The organism is Pseudomonadales bacterium (genome assembly GCA_024234165.1).
GTDB lineage: Bacteria > Pseudomonadota > Gammaproteobacteria > Pseudomonadales > UBA5518 > UBA5518.
On the sequence record JACKOP010000003.1, the window covers coordinates 366,309 to 385,247 of the forward strand.

Genomic DNA, 18,939 nt, shown 5'->3' on the forward strand with positions numbered 1-18,939 from the left:
ATTGCGGCACGCCCGTCGGGTTGAAACCCGACCCACGTAGGTCGGCATTCATGCCGACACAGGATTCGCAGGTTGGCATTCGTGCCGACGGAATTGCGGCACACCCGTCGGGTTGAAACCCGACCCGCGTAGGTCGGCATTCATGCCGACACAGGATTTGCAGGTCGGCATTCATGCCGACATGAGCGTCGGGATGGCCTGGCTCAGAGTCGCGGCGCCTGATCCAGCGTCAGCCCCGCAGCGTCCTTCGCCGACAGCGTCGGTGCAGCACCGTCCAGCAGCGGCCACACGATGCCTATCTGCGGGTCGTTCCAGCGCAACGACACTTCATGCGAGGGGTCGTAGTAATCGCTGCACTTGTAGATGAATTCCGCCGATTCCGATGTGACGTAGAAGCCGTGTGCGAAGCCCGGCGGAACCCACAGCATGCGACGGTTTGCCGCCGACAGGAGCATACCCGTCCAGCGCCCGAAGTGCGGTGAGTCGCGGCGCATGTCGACTGCAACGTCGAACACCTCGCCGGCGACCACGCGCACCAGTTTGCCCTGCACGTGCTCGGTCTGGTAGTGCAGGCCGCGCAGGGTGCCGCGTGCCGACAGGCTGTGATTGTCCTGCACGAACTCGATCTCGAGCCCGCGGCGGGCAAATTCGCGCCGGTTCCAGCTCTCGAAAAAGAAGCCGCGCTGATCGCCGAACACACGTGGTTCGAGCAGCAGCACTTCGGGCAGGTCGGTGGCGAGAATCTGCATCAGGCGGGGCTCCCTTCGTGTGCAATGCGTTCGAGGTACAGACCGTAGCCGCTCTTGCGCAGCGGGTGCGCGAGTTCCAGCAACTGTTCGCGGTCGATGAAGCCCATCCGGTAGGCGATTTCCTCCGGACAGCAGATCTTCAGGCCCTGGCGCTCCTCGACGACGCGGATGAAGTTCGATGCGTCGAGCAGCGAATTGTGTGTTCCGGTGTCGAGCCACGCGGCACCACGGGTCAGCGTTTCCACGCGCAGCAGGCCACGGCTCAGATAGACCCGGTTCACGTCGGTGATCTCGAGCTCGCCGCGCGCCGATGGACGGATCGACTTCGCGATTTCGATCACGTCGTTATCGTAGAAATACAGCCCGGTCACCGCGTAGTGCGACTTCGGCTGCAGCGGCTTCTCCTCGATGTCGATCGCACGGTTTTCGGGGTCGAAAGTGACCACGCCGTAGCGCTCCGGATCCTGTACGTAGTACGCAAACACCGTGGCACCGCTGCTCTGCTGTGCGGCAGCCTGCAGTTTGCGACTGAGTCCGCCGCCGTAAAAGATGTTGTCCCCGAGCACCAGGCACACCGGGCGCTCGGCGATGAATGTCTCGCCGATCAGGAACGCCTGGGCCAGGCCACCGGGTTCGGGCTGTACCGCGTAGCGGATCGAGATGCCCCACTGCGAGCCGTCACCGAGCAGCTTGGCGAACGCTGCACTGTCGTGCGGCGTGGTGATCACCAGCACGTCGCGTATTCCGGCCAGCATCAGTGTTGCCAGCGGATAGTAGATCATCGGCTTGTCGTAGACCGGCATCAGTTGCTTGCTCACCGAGCTGGTGAGCGGGTGCAGCCGGGTGCCACTGCCGCCGGCGAGTACGATTCCGCGATAGGGCGTATCAGGCATGGTGTCTGTTACCGTCGTTGCTGTGGAGTGGATTATAGAGGCTGCACGTTACAGTTCCTCCAGCAATCGACCGTGCAATGGATTGCAATGAAACGCATCAGTAGAATCCGCGGCTTTCTGCGTCTGTGGGCATGGTCCCGGGTGGTTCGCCCGCTGTTCTCGCGAGGTCTGTGATGGAAGCCCTAGACCCGGCACGGTTGTGCTTCGACCGCGATCCGGAGCCGCTTGCCCTGCAGGATCTGCAGCCGGTGCGCCGGCTGCGCATCTGCCTGCTCGGGTACCGCAGCCATCCGTACGGTGGCGGGCAGGGCGTCTACCTGCGTTATCTGAGCAAGGCGCTGCACGACCTCGGGCACCAGGTCGACGTGATCTCGGGTCAGCCGTATCCGCATCTGGAGCCGGGGGTGCGCCTGATCCCGATGCCTGGCATGAACCTCTACGAGAACGGCCTGCTGTCGCTGCGTCCGCGCCATCTGGTTTCACTGAGCAATGTGATCGAATGGCTGAGCAAGCTGACCGGTGGTTTCGCCGAACCGCAGGTCTTCGGTCGGCGTGTGCTGAAGTACCTGCGTGCGCACCGTGACGCCTACGACATCGTGCACGACAACCAGAGTCTCGGCTACGCGCTGCTCGATCTGCAGCGCATGGGCATGCCGCTGATCACCACGATCCACCATCCGATCACCAGCGATCTGCGCATCGCGCTGGCGGCCTGTTCGTGGTGGTGGCCGAGGCTGCTGACGCGCCGCTGGCACTCGTTCCTCGGCATGCAGAAGCGGGTTGCGCGCGAACTCGAGCACGTCGTCACGGTGTCGGAGTGTTCGCGCAGGGACATTGCGCGTGACTTCGAAGTCCCTGCGGCACGCCTCGCCGTGGTGCCGAACGGTGTCGATACGGAGGTGTTCTCGCCGTGCGCCACGAGCGTGCGCAAGCCGCTGCAACTGATGGTGACCGCGTCGGCGGACCAGCCGTTGAAGGGGCTTGCGGTATTGTTGCGCGCCCTGGCGACACTGCTGCCTTCGCATCCGGGCCTGCGCCTGCTGATGATCGGCAGGCCGCGTCCGGGCGGTGACACCGAGCGGTTGATCGCACGACTCGGTCTCGGACCCCACATCGACTGCGAGACGGGGATTGCGACCACCGAACTGGTGCGCCATTACCGGGAGTCCACCGTGGTCGTGGTGCCTTCGCTGTACGAGGGGTTCGGCTTGCCGGCCGCCGAGGCGATGGCCTGCGGTGCGCCGCTGGTGTCGTCCGATGGAGGCGCGCTCGCCGAAGTGGTCGGCGATGGCGGCATGCTGGTTCCCGCCGGTGACGCGGCGGCCCTTGCCGGCGCGATCATTGCGCTGCTGGCCGACCCCGCCCGGCGTGTCGAGCTCGGCCAGCGTGCACGCGAACGGATCCTGCAGCGCTTCTGCTGGCGTCGTGCGGCGCGCCAGATGACCGCATACTACCAACGGGTGCTGGCACAGCATGGAAACGGTGGATCTTGACCACGTGCCGATCGGGCGTGGTGCGCGCGTGCTCGATCTGGGCTGCGGCGAAGGCAGGCACGCGATCGCCGCATGGCTGAAGACCGAGGCGCACTGCGTCGGCATCGACCTCAGCCTGCGTGATCTGCGAAGCGCCGCGACGAAGGCCGCAGAGTTCGGCGCCGTGGTACCGGCAAGCGCTGCAGGCAGCCTGGCATTCGGCTGTGCGGATGCGCTCGGGTTGCCGTTTGCCGACCACTGTTTCGACGTCGTCATCTGCTCGGAGGTGCTGGAGCACATCGGGCCGTATCGCGAGGTGCTGGCCGAGGTCCGCCGCGTACTGAGACCCGGTGGCGTGCTGGTCGCCAGCGTGCCGCGCTATTGGCCCGAACGCGTATGCTGGGCGCTGAGCGATGCGTATCACGCCAACGAGGGTGGACACATCCGCATCTTCCGTGCCGATGAATTGCACCGCGACATCGAAGGCCTCGGCTTCCGGCGCTACCACCGGCATTGGGCGCACGCGCTGCACGTGCCGTTCTGGTGGCTGAAATGCCTGCTGTGGGAGCGTCAGGAGCGTTCGCGCCTGATCGCGTGGTACCACCGCTTGCTGGTATGGGACCTGATGGAGCGCCCGTGGCTGACGCGCACCCTGGAACGCCTGCTGAATCCGCTGCTGGGGAAGAGTGTTGTCATGTATTTCGAAAAGGCGTGCCACGCATGAGCGAACTCTATCTCAGCAAGGGGTTGTATCCCGAAAGCTTCCTGCAGCCCAGCGTCGATTTCATCCTTGCGACGCAGCGACCCGACGGCTGCATCCCGTGGTTTGCAGGCGGACACGCCGATCCCTGGGACCACGTCGAGGCAGCGATGGGCCTCAGCGTCGCTGGCGAATTCGAAGCAGCCGCACGCGCCTACCGCTGGCTTGTGCGCACCCAGTTGCCGGATGGATCCTGGTGGACCGCCTACCGTGATGGCGATCCACTGGCGGCCGATCGTCGCGAGACGAATTTCGTCGCCTATATCGCCACCGGCGTCTGGCACCATTATCTGGCGAGCGGCAACGTCGAGCTGCTCGAGGAATTCTGGGAGCCGGTCGAGCGCGCGATCGAATTCGTGCTCGGGCAGCAGACCGTGCACGGTGATATCTGCTGGGCGGTCGACGCCGACGGCAACACCATGGATGACGCGCTCATCACCGGCTGCAGTTCGATCCACAAGAGCCTGGAGTGCGCGATCAACATCGCGCACACGTTGCGCCGGCCGCGTCCGCGCTGGGTCGTGGCACGCTGGCGTCTCGGCGAGGCCTTGCGCCACCGCACGTATCGTTTCGACCGCAACTGGGAAAGCAAGGCGCGCTATTCGATGGACTGGTTCTACCCGGTGCTCGGCGGGGTGCTGGGCCGCACGCAGGCAAAGGCGCGTCTCGTCGGGCGCTGGGAAGTGTTCGTGAAGGACGGCATGGGTTGCCGTTGCGTCAGCGATGAGCCGTGGGTGACGGTGGCGGAGTCGGCCGAGCTGACGATGGCGCTGCTCGGCGCCGGCGAACACGCGCGTGCGGCCCGGCTGTTCAGCTGGCTGCATCAGTGGCGTGACGGGGACGGCGCGTACTGGACCGGCTATCAGTGGGTCGAGGATGTGCTCTGGCCGCTGGAGAAGCCGACCTGGACCGCCGGCGCGATCCTGCTCGCGGCCGACGCGCTGACCGCGCATACGCCGGCGAGCCGCCTGTTCACCGGGGTGCAGCTAGTGGATTCGCCGCAACAGGCCAAGCGTCTCGACCCGCGGCAGCTCTTCGTACAGCCCTGAGGCAAGCGCCAGGCGATAGATCGTGTGCGGCGCCTGGCCACCGTCGGCCGGATCCTCGAAGATGTCGTGGATCGCGAGTACCCCGCCGGCGACCAGGTGGCTGCTCCAGGCACGATAGTCTGTCAGTGCGGCCTCCAGGCTGTGTCCGCCGTCGATGAAGACCAGCGCCAGCGGGGTCGCCCACTGGCGCGCGGCGACGCGCGTCGGTGCGACCACCGGCACCACGGTGTCCTCCAGCCCGGCACGGCGCAGCGTTGCACGGAACTCGCGGAAACTGTCCATCTGCCCGCTCGTCGCATCGTAGAGCGCCGGGTCGTGGTACTCCTCGCCGGGCTGGTGTTCCTCGGAGCCGCGATGGTGGTCGACGGCAAACAGCACGGCACCGCGGATCCGGCAAGCCGTGGCCAGATAGACCGTGGACTTCCCGCAGTAGCTGCCGATCTCCAGGCAGGGCCCATGGTGCGCGCACTCCAGCGCCGTCGTGTACAGGGCCTCACCCTCCGCCGGGCTGAGAAAGCCTTTCACGCGGTCGATGGCGAGTGGCAGTTCGATCGGCATGGGTCGAAGTTCCGGGTGGTGGCGGCTCGGGCGGCGGGCACCTTAACCCGCAGTCGCAGCGGGCGGCAAATGCTCGCTGCGGCGAAGCTTTGCGATCGCGTATCCTTGCGCCCCAGTTGCTCCGGGGGTGTGCCATGAAGCCGACCATTCCGTCCTTTGCCGAGGCCCGTGTACTGGTGGCCGGCGACGTGATGCTGGACCGCTACTGGAGTGGGGACACCGAGCGCATTTCGCCGGAAGCGCCGGTGCCCGTGGTGCGGGTGCGTGCCACCGAGGAGCGTCCCGGAGGCGCGGCCAACGTGGTGCGCAACGTCGCTGCCCTGGGGGCGCATGGCACGCTGCTCGGACTGGCCGGCGCCGATGCCGAGGCCGCCGAGCTGCGTGCGCAACTCGAGGCAGCAGGTGCGCGCAGTCGGCTGCATGAGCTGCCGGCTGCGCGCACGATCACCAAGCTGCGGGTGCTGAGCCGCCACCAGCAACTGATCCGGCTGGACTTCGAAGCCGGCTTCGCACCGGCGCAGAGCACCAGCCTGCTGTCGTTGCTTGCCGAGGAGTTGCCCGGTGCCGGCGCGTTGGTGCTCTCGGACTATGGCAAGGGAACGCTGGCGGAGCCTGCGGCATGGATCGCGGCAGCGCGTGCGCGTGGCGTTCCGGTACTGGTCGATCCGAAGGGGCGCGATTTCGGCCGTTACCGCGGTGCCACGCTGCTGACGCCGAACCTGCACGAATTCGAACTCGTCGCGGGCAGCTTCGCGTCCGAGGCAGAGCTCGAGGCCAAGGCCGTTGCCATGGTGCATGAGCTTGGACTCGACGCGCTGCTGATCACGCGCGGCGAGCGCGGCATGACGCTGGTGCCTGCCGTCGGCGAACCGTTGCACCTGCCGGCGCGTGCGATCGAGGTCTTCGACGTGACCGGTGCCGGCGACACCGTGATCGCCACGCTGGCGGCGGCGCTGGCTGCCGGCAGCGCGTTGCGCGACGCGGTCGCGCTGGCGAACGTCGCTGCCGGCATCGTGGTCGGGCGGCTCGGAGCGGCTGCAGTCAGCGCAGCCGAGCTCGCACAGGCGCTCGGCCAGCAATCGGACGTCGGGCGCGGGGTGCTCGACGAAGAGCAGTTGCTGCACACGGTGGCGGCGGCACGCGAGCGTGGTGCGCGCATCGTGATGACCAACGGGTGTTTCGACGTGCTGCACGCGGGGCACGTGGCGTATCTGGAGGCGGCGCGCGCTCTCGGTGACCGGCTGGTGGTCGCGGTCAACGGCGATGCCTCGGTGGCGCGGCTCAAGGGTCCGGGTCGACCGGTGAATGCACTCGAACGACGCATGGCGGTGCTGGCCGGGCTGCAGAGTGTCGACTGGGTGGTCGGTTTCGAGGAGGACACGCCCGAGCGGTTGCTGGCACGTCTGCGCCCCGACGTGCTGGTGAAGGGCGGCGACTATACGCGCGAGCAGGTGGTGGGGCGCGAACTCGTCGAGAGCCGGGGCGGACGCGTCGAGGTGCTGGCCCTGGTCGAAGACTGCTCGACGACCGGCATCCTCGCGCGGCTTGCGCAGGGTGCTGCAGGCTGAGTCATCGGGTGTCGTCTTCCCGGGTGCTGATCACGTCTTCCGCCACATCCACGTTCTCGCGCAGGTGCTCCGGACTCAGCGTGCCGATCACTACCGAGGCGACTCCCTGCGCGGCGTAGATCGTCGCGAGGTTCTGGCGCAGGCCATCGGGTGTGGCGCACAGGTGCCCGCTGCCGAAGGCCTTCTTGATCAGCACCGCGCAGCCGGTCGCGGCGCAGGCCGCGAGCGCGGGCGCCATCGAGGTGTCCTCGCTGTTGTAGGCGAGCATCGCCACGTCGCAGCAGCGCGCCGCGGCGAGCGCGCCGGGAAGCGTCTTCGCCGAGATGCCGCACGCGCGCACCAGCCCTTCGCGGCGCAGCTCGATCAGCGTTTCCAGTGCGCCGGATTCGCCGAGGATCGCGAGGTCGTCGCCGTCGCTGTGCAGCAGCACGATGTCGAGGTAGTCGGTGCCCAGCCGCCGCAGGCTGCGCTCGACGCTGGCGCGCGTGTGCGCCGGGGAGAAGTCGAAGTGCGAGTGCTTGCCGTCGAATTCCTCGCCACACTTGGTACACAGTACCCAGTGCTGCCGCCGTCCGCGCAGCCAGCGGCCGAGCCGCTCTTCGCTGGAGCCGTAGGCCGGGGCGGTGTCGAGCAGGTTGATGCCGAGCTCGCGTGCGGTACAGAGCAGGCGCTCGACCGCCGCATCATCGGGCAGCGCGAAGGCCTGCGGGTAGCGCACCGCGGTGTTGCGTCCGATCTTCACGGTGCCGAGCGCAACCGGTGAGACCAGGCAGTCGGAACGTCCCAGGCGGCGCAACTTCATGCGTCGAAGTCCTCCCACGGTGCACGTGCGTGCGCCGGGCGTCCATGCACCGCGGCGATCGACGCTTCGTCGGCGGCATCGAGCGGCCGTGCCGTGGGGCTCAGTCCTGCCAGCAGCTCCAGCACCCGCGCGGCGAGCCGGGGTGCCAGGCTGAGTTTGGTCGGCCAGCCGACGATCACGTTGCGCGCACCCTGCGCGATACCCGCCCAGGCGTCATCCGGGCGGATCCAGCCCGACTGGCGCGGTTCGGTACGATCGATGCGCAGCGTGCGCCATGCGGCACCTTCGAGTGCGAGCCATGGGAAGATCGCCTGCAACTCCTTGCGAGCGTGCGCGATCTGTTGCGCCGGTTCGCGCTCGACGCCGGATTCGGCCAGCTCGCCGCCCAGGTACCACACGCGATGGCCGTCGCCGGTGCGGTGGCTGGAAACACTGATGCGCGGCTTTGCCCCGGCGCCGAGGCAATGACCGAACAGCGGTGGCAGCCCCGGATGCTTCAGCAACACCTGGTGCAACGGGCGGCGCTGCATCGCCGGTTCGTGTACGCCGAGTCGCGTGAGCAGCTCCTCGTTGCCGGCGCCCGCACACAGCACGACGCGCCGCGTGTGCAGGGTGAGCGTGTCCTGCGCAAGGCCACGCACCGCGCCGTCGGTATCGCGCAGGAAGCGCGCATGTTCCCAGTCGATACCGAAGATCGCTGCGCCGTGACGTGTTGCCAGCACAGCGGCGACCGACGCCGCATCGACGACCAGGTCGCGCAGGCGGTAGACGCTGCCGCCGAAGCGCGCGTCGTCGAGCGGCGCCGGGCGTGCGTGCGCCGGCAGCGTTTCGATGTGCCCGCGCAGCGCGCGGCTGGCGACCAGCGCCGCGGCGCGTGCCGCAACCGACGCGGTGCTCCACAGCAGGAATTCGCGTGACAGCACGCTGGCTGCTCGCAGATCGGGTTGTGCTTCACCGGCCAGGCACGCATTCCAGAGCGGCGGCATCGCGGCGATCGTGGTGGTCGCCGCGCCCGCCTTGCCGTCGAGCGCGTACTTGACGCCGCCGTGGATCATTCCCTGTGAGGCCGTGCTCTGGGTGCCGCCGAGCGCGCCGTGGTCGAGCAGGATCGCGCGGTAGCCGGCGCTGCGCAGCGCATCGAGCGTCCACAATCCGGCGATGCCGCCGCCGACGACGATCACGTCGAGTTCGATCACGCTGCCGTTCATGCCGCTCGTGCGCTACGATTTGCTGCCCATTCCGACGCGCAGTCTAGCCGATGCCGACTCCCAAGCGGTCCCCGCTGGCTCATGCCCTGTATACCACCCTGCTCACGCTGCTGTTGCCGCTGGCGTTGCTGCGCCTGCTGTGGCGCGGCCGCGCCGACCGTGATTACCGTCTGCGCATCGGCGAGCGCCTCGGTCGCTATGCGCTGGCGCCGCGCAAGGGCACGGTATGGGTGCACGCGGTCTCGGTCGGCGAGCTGATTGCGGCACTGCCGCTGATCGATGCGATCCGCCACGAGCGACCGGCGCTCGAGGTGCTGGTGACCACGGCGACGCCGGCAGCGTCGCGCCTGATCGCACAGCGTCTGGGCAACGCGGTGCTGCATGTCTATGCGCCGTGGGATCTGCCGTGGATCGTGCGCCGCTTCCTCGACCATTTCCGCCCCTGTGCCGCGATCGTGATGGAAACGGAGCTGTGGCCCAATCAGGTTGCTGCCTGTGCGGCGCGCGGAATTCCGCTGCTGGTCGCAAATGCGCGACTGTCGGCGTGGTCGGCCGAGCGCTACGCGAATTTCGGTGCGTTCGCGCGCACGATGATGGCCTCGCTGACGCGCGTGGCGGCCCAGACCGACGCCGATGCCGCACGCTTTCGTGCGCTCGGGGTGCCGGCTGCGAACGTGGTCGTCACCGGCAGCATGAAGTGGGACGCCGAACCGTCGGCACCGGTGCGCGAGCGTGCTGCGGCGTTGCGCGCACGCTGGAGCGAGGGTGGCGAGCGTCCGGTCTGGATCGTCGCGAGCACGCATCCGGGTGAGGATGAGTTCGTGCTGGCGGGTCTGAGTGGCCTGCTGCAGGCGTATCCGCAGCTGCTGCTGGTGCTGGTGCCGCGTCACGTCGAGCGTGCGGAGGCCGTTGCGCTGCGCGCGCGTGCCGCCGGTTTTGCGACCGTCGTCGGTGGTTCGGAAGCGGCGACCGCAGACGCCGTGGTGCTGGTGGTCGATTCGGTCGGCGAGCTGTCGCTGCTCTACGGTGCGGCGGATCTTGCGTTCGTCGGCGGCAGTCTGGTGCGCCGTGGCGGTCACAACTTCGCGGAGCCGGCAGCGTGGGGAATCCCGTTGCTGAGTGGCCCGAGTGTCTACAACTTCGGCGAGATGAGCGCGCGCCTTGCGGCTGCAGGCGCGCTGAAGGTCGTGGCCGACGGCACGGCACTGACGCGTGTGGCAGGCGAGCTGCTGGGTGATGCGCCGCGACGCGCAAAGGCCGGCGCGGTTGCGCGCGCCGTGGTCGAGGCGAACCGGGGCGCGCTCGACCGTCTGCTCGCCGAAATGATGGCGGTGCTGCCGCCGGCCCCGGGTCGCTGAGCGCTGGCGCTCAGCCCGGTGCCGCGGTCGCCGTCGCCGCAGCCGGTTCGGTGAGCCACTTGTTCAGCGCCTCGATGTCGGCCGGGCTCAGCATGCCCGCCTGCTGGCGCAGCTTCAGCAGATTCACCACGTAGTCGTAGCGGGTGTTGGCGTAATCGCGAACCGCCCGGTACAGCAGTTGCTGGGCGTTCAGCACGTCGACGACGTTGCGCGTGCCGACCTCGTAGCCGGCCGTGGTTGCATCGAGTGCGCTCTGGGCAGAGACGATCGCCTGCTTGCGTGCCTTCACGCGTTCGACGTCGGTGCTCACGGCCAGGTGCAGCGAACGCGCAAGCTGCACGGTGTTGCGCAGTACGCTGGTCTGCATCTCGCGCGATGCGATGTAGCGCTCGTAGGTCTGGCGGCGTTGCGAGCTGATTCCGCCACCGGCGTACAGCGGCATCTGCAGCGTGATCGTCAGGGAATTGCCTTCGACATCCGCCGCCGTCGGAAACTTCGAGTGCAGCGCCCGGTCCTTGCTGTCACCGTCGTTATGCGTGTTCATCGCGGTGAACTGGCCGTTCAGTGTCGGCAGGTGTGCGGCCCGGCTGCCTTGCGAAGCATCCTGTGCGGCGTCGGCCGCGTAGGTGGCAGCCTGCAACGAGAAGTTGCCCTTGATCGCGAGGTCGACCCACTGCTCGCGTGCCGTCGGTTCGGGTGCCACCACGGGAAACGTATCGCTGAGCAGCCACAGGTTGGCGTGATCGCGCCCGGTCAGTACCGACAGCCCTTCGTAGGCGATGCCGAGGTTGCCTTCGTCGGTGAGGCGGTTGACCACCGCAAGGTCGTACGCTGCACGTGCCTCGTGCACGTCGGTGATCGCGATCAGTCCGACCTCGAAACGCTGCTGTGCCTGTTCGAGCTGGCGCTGGTATGCGGCTTCCTCGGTACGGCTCGACTTCAGGTTGTCGATCGCGCGCAGCACGCGCATGTAGGCCTCGACGGTGCGCATGATCAGGTCTTGCTGGTCGGCGGCAAATTGCGCTTCGGCCTGTCGGGTCAGCGCCTTGCCCTGCTTGAAGCCGAACCATGCAGGGAGATCGAACAGCTTCTGCGATACCGTCAGGTAGTAGTTTTCCTCGTCCTCGTCGACGTCGTAGTTGCTGTTGCTCTGGATGTTCTGGTTCTGGATCGGGAACACCCGCTTGCTGACCTGCGTCATGTCATTGCGGCCGACTTCGGCCTGCGCGCCGACCTGTGGCAGCAATCGCGAGCGACCCAGGATTTCCGCTTCCCGCCCGGCGCGATACGTCGCCTCGGCAGCCTTCACCACCGGGTCGTTCTGCAGCGCGAGTTCATAGATTTCCTGCAGGTTGTCGGCGTGGGGTGCGGCAGAGAAGAACAGCAGTCCGAGGGCCAGCAGCGTCGGGCGCGGGCGAAAATGCAGCATGAAATGCCTCTTCGGGTCGGGCGTGAACGGGCGGAAGTGTAACAGAGCAGCGGCGGGCCTCGTATCAACACCCCGTAACCCATGGGCAATTGTGACGGCATATTCACGTCGCGGCGTGTCGTCGTGGCGCTTGCCTCTATACTCCCGCCGCATGAGCGATACATGCGTGGAACTCGAGTTCGCGGCGGCTGCACGCCAGCTGCTGGTTGCCCAGGTGAGCGATACGCACCTCGGCGCAGCGTGTGGCGGCCGGCTGGCCGGGATGGACACGGACGCGAGTTTCGCCCACGTGCTCGAGGTCGTGCGCACGGCTCCGCGCCGCCCCGACCTGCTGCTTGCTACCGGTGATCTGGCAAGCAACGGCGCGCTGCCCGCGTATGCGCGCGTACGCGACGCCTTCGACGGTCTCGGTGTGCCGTGGTTCTGGCTGCCTGGCAACCACGACCTCGTGACAGGGATGAACGAGGTGATCGGCCGCGGTCGTCCGATGGTGCACGGAATTCGCGCCGGCGCATGGCAGATCCTGATGCTCGATTCGACCGTGGCGGGCGAGGTCGGCGGGAGCCTCGGCGAGGATGAGCTGGCGCGGCTGGAGCGTCTGCTGGCGGCCGATCCGGTACGTCACACGCTGGTATGCCTGCATCATCAACCAGTACCGGTAGGCTGTGCCTGGCTCGACGAGCAGCGCGTGGCTGATGCCGATGCCCTGTTCGAGCTGCTGGCGCGTCACCGCCAGGTGCGCGCACTGCTGTGGGGGCATGTGCACCAGGAATTCGAGGCGCGACGCGACGGGCTGCTGCTGCTCGGATCCCCTTCGACCTGCATCCAGTTCGCACCGGGCAGCGAGCATTTCCGGCTCGACGAGCGCGCGCCCGGCATGCGCTGGCTGGAGCTCCACCCCGACGGTCGCATCGACACGCGGGTTCAGCGCGTGCAGGGCGTGGATCTCGGTTTCGACCGCAACTCCGGCGGTTACCTCTGAGCCGAAGCGCTCCTGTATCATCGCCGGCTCCCGCCGATCCACCCTTGGGAGACCCATGGCAGTCAGCGCCGAATACAACGCCGAGGCGATCGAAGTACTGACCGGACTCGATCCGGTGCGCAAGCGCCCCGGCATGTACACCGATACCTCGCGCCCGAATCATCTGGCGCAGGAAGTGATCGACAACAGCGTCGACGAGGCGCTGGCAGGTTTCGCGCGCGCGATCGACGTGGTGCTGCACGCCGATGGTTCGCTGTCGGTGGCCGATGATGGTCGCGGCATGCCGGTCGACATCCATCCCGAGCAGGGCAAGCCGGGCGTCGAGGTGATCCTCTGCACGCTGCACGCCGGCGGCAAGTTCTCCGATCGCAGCTACAGCTTTTCCGGCGGGCTGCACGGCGTCGGCGTGTCGGTGGTGAACGCGCTCTCGCTCGAGCTCGAGGTCACGGTGCGCCGGGACGGCAACGTGTACCGCATGCGATTTGCGAGCGGCAACAAGGCCTCCGAGCTCGAAGTCGTCGATACCTGCGGGCGGCGCAATACCGGCACCACGCTGCGTTTTCGCCCCGACCCGCGCTACTTCGATAGCGTGAAGTTCTCGCTGGGGCGGCTCACCCACCTGTTGCGCGCGAAGGCGGTGCTCTGCCCCGGACTCGCGATCAGCTTCCTGGATGAAGCAAGCGGCGAGCGTCAGAGCTGGTGTTACGAGCACGGATTGCCCGACTACATCCGTGCTGCAACCGCCGAATGGCCGACGCTGCCGGCCGAGCCGTTCGTCGGCAGCTTCAGTGCGCATGCCGAGGCCGCCGACTGGGCGGTGCAGTGGCTGCCGGACGGTGGCGAGCTGATCACCGAAAGCTACGTGAACCTGATCCCGACGCCGCAGGGCGGTACGCACGTGAACGGGCTGCGTGCGGGCTTGCTCGATGCGCTGCGCGAATACTGCGAGTTCCGCAACCTGCTGCCGCGCGGCATCAAGCTCTCGCCCGAGGATCTGTGGGAGCGCTGCGCGTACGTGTTGTCGGCGAAGCTGCGCGAACCGCAGTTCAGCGGCCAGACCAAGGAGCGCCTGTCGTCGCGCGAGGCGGCGACATTCATCGCCGGGGTCGCGCGCGATGCCTTTTCGCTGTGGCTCGCGCAGCATACCGAGGAGGGTGATCGGCTGGCGGAAATGGCGGTTTCAGCAGCGGCCTCGCGTCTGCGCAAGAGCCGCCAGGTCGAGCGCAAGAAGATCACCGCAGGGCCCGCGCTGCCGGGCAAGCTCGCCGATTGTTCGGCCCAGGACCTGGAACGCACCGAGTTGTTTCTCGTCGAGGGTGACTCCGCCGGCGGCTCGGCCAAGCAGGCGCGTGACCGTGAGTTCCAGGCGATCATGCCGCTGAAGGGCAAGATCCTGAATGCGTGGGAGATGGACAGCAGCGAAATTCTTGCTTCGGAGGAGATCCACAACATCGCGGTCGCGCTCGGCGTGGATCCCGGCTCCAGCGACCTCTCCGGACTGCGTTACGGCAAGGTGTGCGTCCTTGCCGATGCCGACAGCGATGGCCTGCATATCGCGACACTGTTGTGCGCGCTGTTCGTACGTCATTTCCGCGCGCTGGTCGAATCCGGGCGCGTCTTCGTCGCGATGCCGCCGCTCTACCGCATCGACGTCGGCAAGGACGTCTACTACGCGCTCGACGAGGCCGAAAAACAGGGCGTGCTGAACCTGATCGAAGCCGAGAAAAAGAAAGGCAAGGTCAATGTGCAGCGCTTCAAGGGGCTCGGTGAAATGAATCCGCTGCAGTTGCGCGAGACGGTGATGACACCCGATACGCGCCGCCTGGTCGAGCTCACGCTGAGCCCTGAAGATGGCGCCGACCAACTGCTCGACATGCTGCTGGCGAAGAAGCGTTCCGGCGATCGTCGCGAGTGGCTGGAGCGCAGCGGCAACCTCGCGGAGCGCCTATGAACACGGCCACGGCGCCGCGCGCAGCTTGCTGCACGCTGGAGCACCGTGGCCAGCAGGCTGTGTTGATGCTCGCCGGTGACTGGTTGCTGGTGCAGGGCAGTGGCGTGAGCGCTGCGCTGCTGCGCGAGCTGCGTGCGATGGACGTGCGCGAACTCGTCTTCGACTGCAGCGCGCTCGGTGCCTGGGACTCGCTGCTGGTCACGTTGCTGTACCGGCTGCAGGCGTGTTGCGAGGAGGCGGGCGTTGCGCTGTGCCGCGACGGTCTGCCGGCCGGGGCGTTGCGCCTGCTCGATCTGGCACGCACGGTTGCGCCTCGCGACGACGCAGTGTCCGTGTCTGCACCGTGGTGGCGGCGTCTGATGCGAGGCGAGGCTTTGCTCTCGACATGGCGGGGGCTGCAGGATGGACTGGGGTTCATCGGCGAGCTGGTGCTCGCCAGCATGCGCCTGTGCCTGGGGCGCGCCAGCACGCGCGGCGTCGACTTCCTGTGGTTCGTGCAGCAGACCGGCCCGGCAGCGATCGGCATCGTGACGCTGATCAGCGTGCTGGTCGGCATGATCCTCGCCTATCTGGGCTCGGTGCAGTTGCGCCAGTTCGGTGCGCAGGTCTATGTCGCTGACCTGGTCGCGATCGGCATGGTGCGCGAGATGGGCGCACTGATGACCGCCGTGATCATGGCCGGGCGCACGGGTGCGGCGTTCGCGGCGCAGCTCGGCACGATGCAGACGCGCGAGGAGATCGACGCGGTGCGCACGCTCGGCATCGATCCGACCGAGTTCCTGGTGCTGCCGCGCCTGCTCGCACTGGTGCTCGTGATGCCGTTGCTCGCGCTCTACAGCAGCGTGCTCGGCATGTGCGGCGGTGCGCTGGTGGCGCTCGGCATGGACGTTTCATGGACGCAATACATGAACGAGACGCGCAACGTGGTCACGCTCACGCACATCATGACCGGCGAGGCGAAGAGCGTGGTCTTCGGCCTGCTGATCGCCGTGACCGGCTGTCACGCCGGGATGCGTTGCGGGCGCAGTTCGGAGGCGGTCGGCAAGGCGACCACGCGCGCCGTGGTCAGTGCCATCGTATGGCTGGTCGTGGCCGACGCCACGTTCAATATCCTGTACCAGCGGTTGGGGATCTGAGCCGTGCAGACGCCACAGGCGCACATCGAGGTCCGCGGACTCACGATGGCCTACGGTTCGCGCGTGATCCAGCGCGATCTCGACTTCACGGTGAATCGTGGCGATGTGTTCGTGATCATGGGCGGCAGCGGTTGCGGCAAGTCGACGCTGCTGAAACACATGATCGGGCTGCTCGAGCCCGCAGCGGGAGACGTGCTCTACGACGGGGCGAGCTTCCAGCAGGCCGATGCCGCGGGGCGCGATGCGTTGCGCCGGCGCTGGGGAATCACGTACCAGGGCGGTGGGCTGTTCAGCGCGATGACGCTGGCAGACAACGTCGCGTTGCCGTTGCAACAGTACACGCCGCTCGACGCCGCAACGATTGCCGACGTCGTCGCCTACAAGCTGGCGCTGGTCGGGCTTGCGGGGTTCGAGAGTTACTACCCGTCGCAGATCAGCGGCGGGATGCAGAAGCGCGCGGGACTCGCGCGTGCAATCGCACTCGATCCCGAGATCCTGTTCTTCGACGAACCGTCGGCAGGACTCGATCCGCTCAGCTCGAGGCTGCTCGACGAGCTGATCCTGCATATGCGCGATGCGCTCGGCGTGACAGTGGTGATCGTCACTCACGAACTGGCGAGCATCTTCGCAATCGGCAACAATTCCGTTTACCTCGACGCCGAGTCACGCACCATGCTCGATCACGGTGACCCGAAACAGCTTCGCGAGCACAGCGCGCACGAGACCGTGCGTCGCTTTCTCGCGCGTGCCGGGACGCCAGCACCATGAGCGGCAAGGCCAATGCCACCGCGATCGGCGCCTGTGCATAGGCAGGATAAAGCACCTGTCTGGCCGGAGCGATGCCCTCGATGCCTTGCTCGCCGGGCTGCAGCAGCGCTCGAATCGGATCGAAACAGCGGATCGTCGGCGTCCGCAACCTGCCTGTCATGGCCAGAGCACTCTTCCACACGCCGAAATCCCTCCACGCCCCACCTCGGCACAGCACCGCCCTCTGCCGATCGCTGATCGCCAGATTCCTTGCTCCCGATCCATGCACCTCGCGCAGGCGCCACTCACTCCATCACCGGCGGCCCTGTCGATGGCGGGCCACGCGCGGGCTCGACCTTCGCACCTCTCTCCTGCACGTGAGCCAGGATTTGCTCGATCCACGATGTGCGTGGTCCCGTCCCGGTACGGCGTCTTGAGCAGGTACACGACCTTCCCCTTCGCGCTCACCGTGAGCCGCTGCTCGCCACGCTGCCGACGCGCTGGCTCCGGGCGCAGTGATTGTTTCTTTTAAAACAATATTTGTACTCTTCGAAACGTCACCCTATACTCAAGCCACTGACCAATCACGCACAAGGAGTCAGGCATGGGTGCCGTAGCCAAGCGCGAAGTGACCGCGTCACAAGACCGTGGTGCCTTGGCCAAGATGGTCATGGCCTTGTTCGACCACTGGAAGCTGAGCACCGAAGATCAGGCTGCACTGCTGGGTATCGCCACCAGCAACCGTGCTGCCCTGTCGAACTATCGCAGCGGCAAGCCCATTGGCACCAGTCGTGACCAGTATGAGCGCGTGGGCCATTTGCTGGGTATCCACAAGAACCTGCGCCTGCTGTTTCCGCAGAACCGGGACTTGGCTTACTGCTGGATGAGCACCCGCAACAAGGCCTTCGACAATCTGACCCCCGTCGAGCTGGTCAAGGAGCGGGGCTTTGCGGGCCTGCTGATGGTGCGCGGCTATCTGGACCGGGCCCGTGGTGTTTGACCGGCTCACGCTGGCCGACGTTCACCAGGACGTCGCCCGAAACATCGTGTCTCTGTGCCAGTCGCAGGATCTGTTCGATGACCTGACGGATGATCCCGCCGAGTGGCTGCTGGCGCAGAAGGTGGAAGACGAAGTCAAGCCGCCGCCATACCGATCCGGCACGCCGGTCATCGATCGCCCGTTTGAGGACGCCGAATGGTTCAACGCCATCATTTGGCCGTTCAAGCATTGGCAGTCCAGCCGGTTTTCTGATGGCAGCCACGGCGTCTGGTACGGATCGGAGTCGGTCGAGACCACGGTCCATGAGTCCTCTTACCACTGGTACCGGGGCTTGCTCGGTGACGCAGGGTTTGAGCGGATGACGGTCGTTGCCGAGCGCAAGGTGTATTCGGTGGCGTGCGGCGCGGCCTTGCTGGATTTCCGCAAGGCAGCCGACGAACATCCGGATCTCCTGCATCCGTCGGATTATGGGTTCTGCCAGTCGGTGGGGGCCAGGATTCACCGGGAGGGGCACCCCGGCCTTCTCACCCGGTCGGTTCGCCGACCTGCCGGAGAGAACGTGGCCATCTTCAATCCAGGCGTGCTTTCCAATCCCAGGCACAACTGCCTGTTGACCTATCGGCTGGAAGGCGAGCAGATCGTGGTCGAGAGGCAGCCTGACGTAACGTGGATCACGTTGAACGTGGGCTGCTGGAGAGTGTGACGACCAGGACCACCACGCGTTCGTCGGGTACCTCGTACACCAGCCGATAGCCGAGGTGGCGCAGCTTGATTTTGTAGCGGCCCGGATGGCCGGAGAGTCTGGAGGAGGGGATTCGCGGCTCGATGAGCCGTTCGGAGTTCGGCCAGGAAGCGCGACAAGCGCCGGGCAGTGCTGCTCAACCAGGTGGTAGAGACCCGGTTTCCTCGGGCCGGTGGCGCGCGTAGGCGGGTCCACCGACGGTGGGCATGCATCGGCTGCGCGTCCTTGCGCAAGCGGGCGGTGGCTCAGTCTGAAGACTGCTCCTCGCCCGCGCAATAACGGGGTTGTAGGGGCGAGCCGCCGCTCGCCCGTACGATGGAGATGCAATCCGCCGGATTGTAGGGGCGAGCCGCCGCTCGCCCGTACGATGGAGATACGATCCGCTGGATTGTAGGGGCGACGGGTGCCCCACGACCAGTCAGTGAAGTGGACACCGCACGCGTCTTTGGGCCCGGGCGGTACCATCCGGGGCCATCGGCATGCATCGATGCGGTGCTACTCTCCAGCACATCGGCATCCGACAATTCCCCGAGGT

The 18,939-nt window shown here is 66.8% G+C and carries 17 protein-coding genes; 11 read left to right on the forward strand and 6 right to left on the reverse strand.

Annotated features, from left to right (window positions below; translation table 11 throughout):
• Positions 1–203 precede the first annotated feature (203 nt).
• On the reverse strand, positions 204–749 hold the full coding sequence (gene rfbC / locus H7A12_10965) for a dTDP-4-dehydrorhamnose 3,5-epimerase (protein MCP5321329.1): 546 nt from the start codon (positions 747–749) through the stop codon (positions 204–206).
• Positions 749–1,642: a glucose-1-phosphate thymidylyltransferase RfbA gene (gene rfbA / locus H7A12_10970; GenBank protein MCP5321330.1), complete on the reverse strand. Its 894-nt coding sequence runs from the start codon at positions 1,640–1,642 to the stop codon at positions 749–751. The genes rfbC and rfbA overlap by 1 nt, the downstream gene beginning before the upstream one ends.
• A 173-nt stretch (positions 1,643–1,815) precedes the next feature.
• On the opposite strand from rfbA, the gene H7A12_10975 reads away from it, so the two are divergent.
• From H7A12_10975 to H7A12_10985, 3 genes are read left to right on the forward strand one after another with little or no spacing between them, the layout of a single operon-like run.
• Positions 1,816–3,135, forward strand: a complete 1,320-nt coding sequence (locus tag H7A12_10975; GenBank protein ID MCP5321331.1) for a glycosyltransferase family 4 protein — start codon at positions 1,816–1,818, stop codon at positions 3,133–3,135.
• Positions 3,116–3,838, forward strand: a complete 723-nt coding sequence (locus tag H7A12_10980) for a class I SAM-dependent methyltransferase (GenBank protein MCP5321332.1) — start codon at positions 3,116–3,118, stop codon at positions 3,836–3,838. The genes H7A12_10975 and H7A12_10980 overlap by 20 nt, the downstream gene beginning before the upstream one ends.
• Positions 3,835–4,923 (forward strand): prenyltransferase, encoded by a 1,089-nt coding sequence (locus H7A12_10985; protein MCP5321333.1) that lies wholly within the window; start codon positions 3,835–3,837, stop codon positions 4,921–4,923. The genes H7A12_10980 and H7A12_10985 overlap by 4 nt, the downstream gene beginning before the upstream one ends.
• On the opposite strand, the gene H7A12_10990 is transcribed toward H7A12_10985, so the two are convergent.
• Positions 4,861–5,481 carry a class I SAM-dependent methyltransferase gene (locus tag H7A12_10990; GenBank protein ID MCP5321334.1) on the reverse strand — a complete coding sequence of 207 codons (621 nt, stop codon included), beginning with the start codon at positions 5,479–5,481 and terminating at the stop codon, positions 4,861–4,863. The genes H7A12_10985 and H7A12_10990 overlap by 63 nt on opposite strands.
• A 134-nt stretch (positions 5,482–5,615) precedes the next feature.
• On the opposite strand from H7A12_10990, the gene hldE reads away from it, so the two are divergent.
• Positions 5,616–7,049 (forward strand): bifunctional D-glycero-beta-D-manno-heptose-7-phosphate kinase/D-glycero-beta-D-manno-heptose 1-phosphate adenylyltransferase HldE, encoded by a 1,434-nt coding sequence (gene hldE / locus H7A12_10995; protein MCP5321335.1) that lies wholly within the window; start codon positions 5,616–5,618, stop codon positions 7,047–7,049.
• A 1-nt stretch (position 7,050) separates the two neighbouring features.
• Here hldE and H7A12_11000 read toward each other — a convergent pair whose 3' ends face one another.
• Positions 7,051–7,851, reverse strand: coding sequence for an aldo/keto reductase (locus H7A12_11000; protein ID MCP5321336.1), 801 nt, complete (start codon positions 7,849–7,851; stop codon positions 7,051–7,053).
• Complete coding sequence (locus H7A12_11005) at positions 7,848–9,059, reverse strand: FAD-dependent oxidoreductase (GenBank protein ID MCP5321337.1); 1,212 nt, start codon at positions 9,057–9,059, stop codon at positions 7,848–7,850. The genes H7A12_11000 and H7A12_11005 overlap by 4 nt, the downstream gene beginning before the upstream one ends.
• Positions 9,060–9,133: 74 nt before the next feature.
• Here H7A12_11005 and waaA point away from each other — a divergent pair, with 74 nt between their 5' ends.
• Positions 9,134–10,417, forward strand: a complete 1,284-nt coding sequence (gene waaA, locus H7A12_11010; GenBank protein ID MCP5321338.1) for a lipid IV(A) 3-deoxy-D-manno-octulosonic acid transferase — start codon at positions 9,134–9,136, stop codon at positions 10,415–10,417.
• Between the two features lie 10 nt (positions 10,418–10,427).
• Here waaA and H7A12_11015 read toward each other — a convergent pair whose 3' ends face one another.
• Positions 10,428–11,846, reverse strand: a complete 1,419-nt coding sequence (locus H7A12_11015) for a TolC family outer membrane protein (protein MCP5321339.1) — start codon at positions 11,844–11,846, stop codon at positions 10,428–10,430.
• Between the two features lie 151 nt (positions 11,847–11,997).
• On the opposite strand from H7A12_11015, the gene cpdA reads away from it, so the two are divergent.
• The 6 genes from cpdA (at position 11,998) to H7A12_11045 (ending at position 18,365) form a co-directional block, all read left to right on the forward strand.
• A complete protein-coding gene (gene cpdA, locus H7A12_11020) occupies positions 11,998–12,828 on the forward strand; it encodes a 3',5'-cyclic-AMP phosphodiesterase (GenBank protein MCP5321340.1) in 831 nt (276 codons plus the stop codon).
• A 55-nt stretch (positions 12,829–12,883) separates the two neighbouring features.
• A complete protein-coding gene (parE, locus tag H7A12_11025; GenBank protein ID MCP5321341.1) occupies positions 12,884–14,779 on the forward strand; it encodes a DNA topoisomerase IV subunit B in 1,896 nt (631 codons plus the stop codon).
• A gap of 65 nt (positions 14,780–14,844) precedes the next feature.
• The gene (locus H7A12_11030) at positions 14,845–15,915 is read left to right on the forward strand and encodes an ABC transporter permease (GenBank protein ID MCP5321342.1); all 1,071 of its coding nucleotides are present in this window, start codon (positions 14,845–14,847) and stop codon (positions 15,913–15,915) included.
• A gap of 45 nt (positions 15,916–15,960) precedes the next feature.
• On the forward strand, positions 15,961–16,683 hold the full coding sequence (locus H7A12_11035) for an ATP-binding cassette domain-containing protein (GenBank protein MCP5321343.1): 723 nt from the start codon (positions 15,961–15,963) through the stop codon (positions 16,681–16,683).
• Between the two features lie 583 nt (positions 16,684–17,266).
• Positions 17,267–17,662, forward strand: a complete 396-nt coding sequence (locus H7A12_11040; protein ID MCP5321344.1) for a DUF2384 domain-containing protein — start codon at positions 17,267–17,269, stop codon at positions 17,660–17,662.
• A complete protein-coding gene (locus H7A12_11045; protein ID MCP5321345.1) occupies positions 17,652–18,365 on the forward strand; it encodes an RES family NAD+ phosphorylase in 714 nt (237 codons plus the stop codon). The genes H7A12_11040 and H7A12_11045 overlap by 11 nt, the downstream gene beginning before the upstream one ends.
• Positions 18,366–18,939: the final 574 nt, after the last annotated feature.

Coding starts and splice junctions, on each gene's coding strand:
- rfbA (MCP5321330.1), bottom strand. CDS start 1,642: ATGCCTGATACGCCCTATCGCGGAATCGTACTCGCCGGCGGCAGTGGC.
- H7A12_10975 (MCP5321331.1), top strand. CDS start 1,816: ATGGAAGCCCTAGACCCGGCACGGTTGTGCTTCGACCGCGATCCGGAG.
- rfbC (MCP5321329.1), bottom strand. CDS start 749: ATGCAGATTCTCGCCACCGACCTGCCCGAAGTGCTGCTGCTCGAACCA.
- hldE (MCP5321335.1), top strand. CDS start 5,616: ATGAAGCCGACCATTCCGTCCTTTGCCGAGGCCCGTGTACTGGTGGCC.
- H7A12_10980 (MCP5321332.1), top strand. CDS start 3,116: ATGGAAACGGTGGATCTTGACCACGTGCCGATCGGGCGTGGTGCGCGC.
- cpdA (MCP5321340.1), top strand. CDS start 11,998: ATGAGCGATACATGCGTGGAACTCGAGTTCGCGGCGGCTGCACGCCAG.
- parE (MCP5321341.1), top strand. CDS start 12,884: ATGGCAGTCAGCGCCGAATACAACGCCGAGGCGATCGAAGTACTGACC.
- H7A12_11000 (MCP5321336.1), bottom strand. CDS start 7,851: ATGAAGTTGCGCCGCCTGGGACGTTCCGACTGCCTGGTCTCACCGGTT.
- H7A12_11030 (MCP5321342.1), top strand. CDS start 14,845: ATGCTCGCCGGTGACTGGTTGCTGGTGCAGGGCAGTGGCGTGAGCGCT.
- H7A12_11040 (MCP5321344.1), top strand. CDS start 17,267: ATGGGTGCCGTAGCCAAGCGCGAAGTGACCGCGTCACAAGACCGTGGT.
- H7A12_11015 (MCP5321339.1), bottom strand. CDS start 11,846: ATGCTGCATTTTCGCCCGCGCCCGACGCTGCTGGCCCTCGGACTGCTG.
- H7A12_11035 (MCP5321343.1), top strand. CDS start 15,961: ATGGCCTACGGTTCGCGCGTGATCCAGCGCGATCTCGACTTCACGGTG.
- H7A12_10990 (MCP5321334.1), bottom strand. CDS start 5,481: ATGCCGATCGAACTGCCACTCGCCATCGACCGCGTGAAAGGCTTTCTC.
- H7A12_11005 (MCP5321337.1), bottom strand. CDS start 9,059: ATGAACGGCAGCGTGATCGAACTCGACGTGATCGTCGTCGGCGGCGGC.
- H7A12_10985 (MCP5321333.1), top strand. CDS start 3,835: ATGAGCGAACTCTATCTCAGCAAGGGGTTGTATCCCGAAAGCTTCCTG.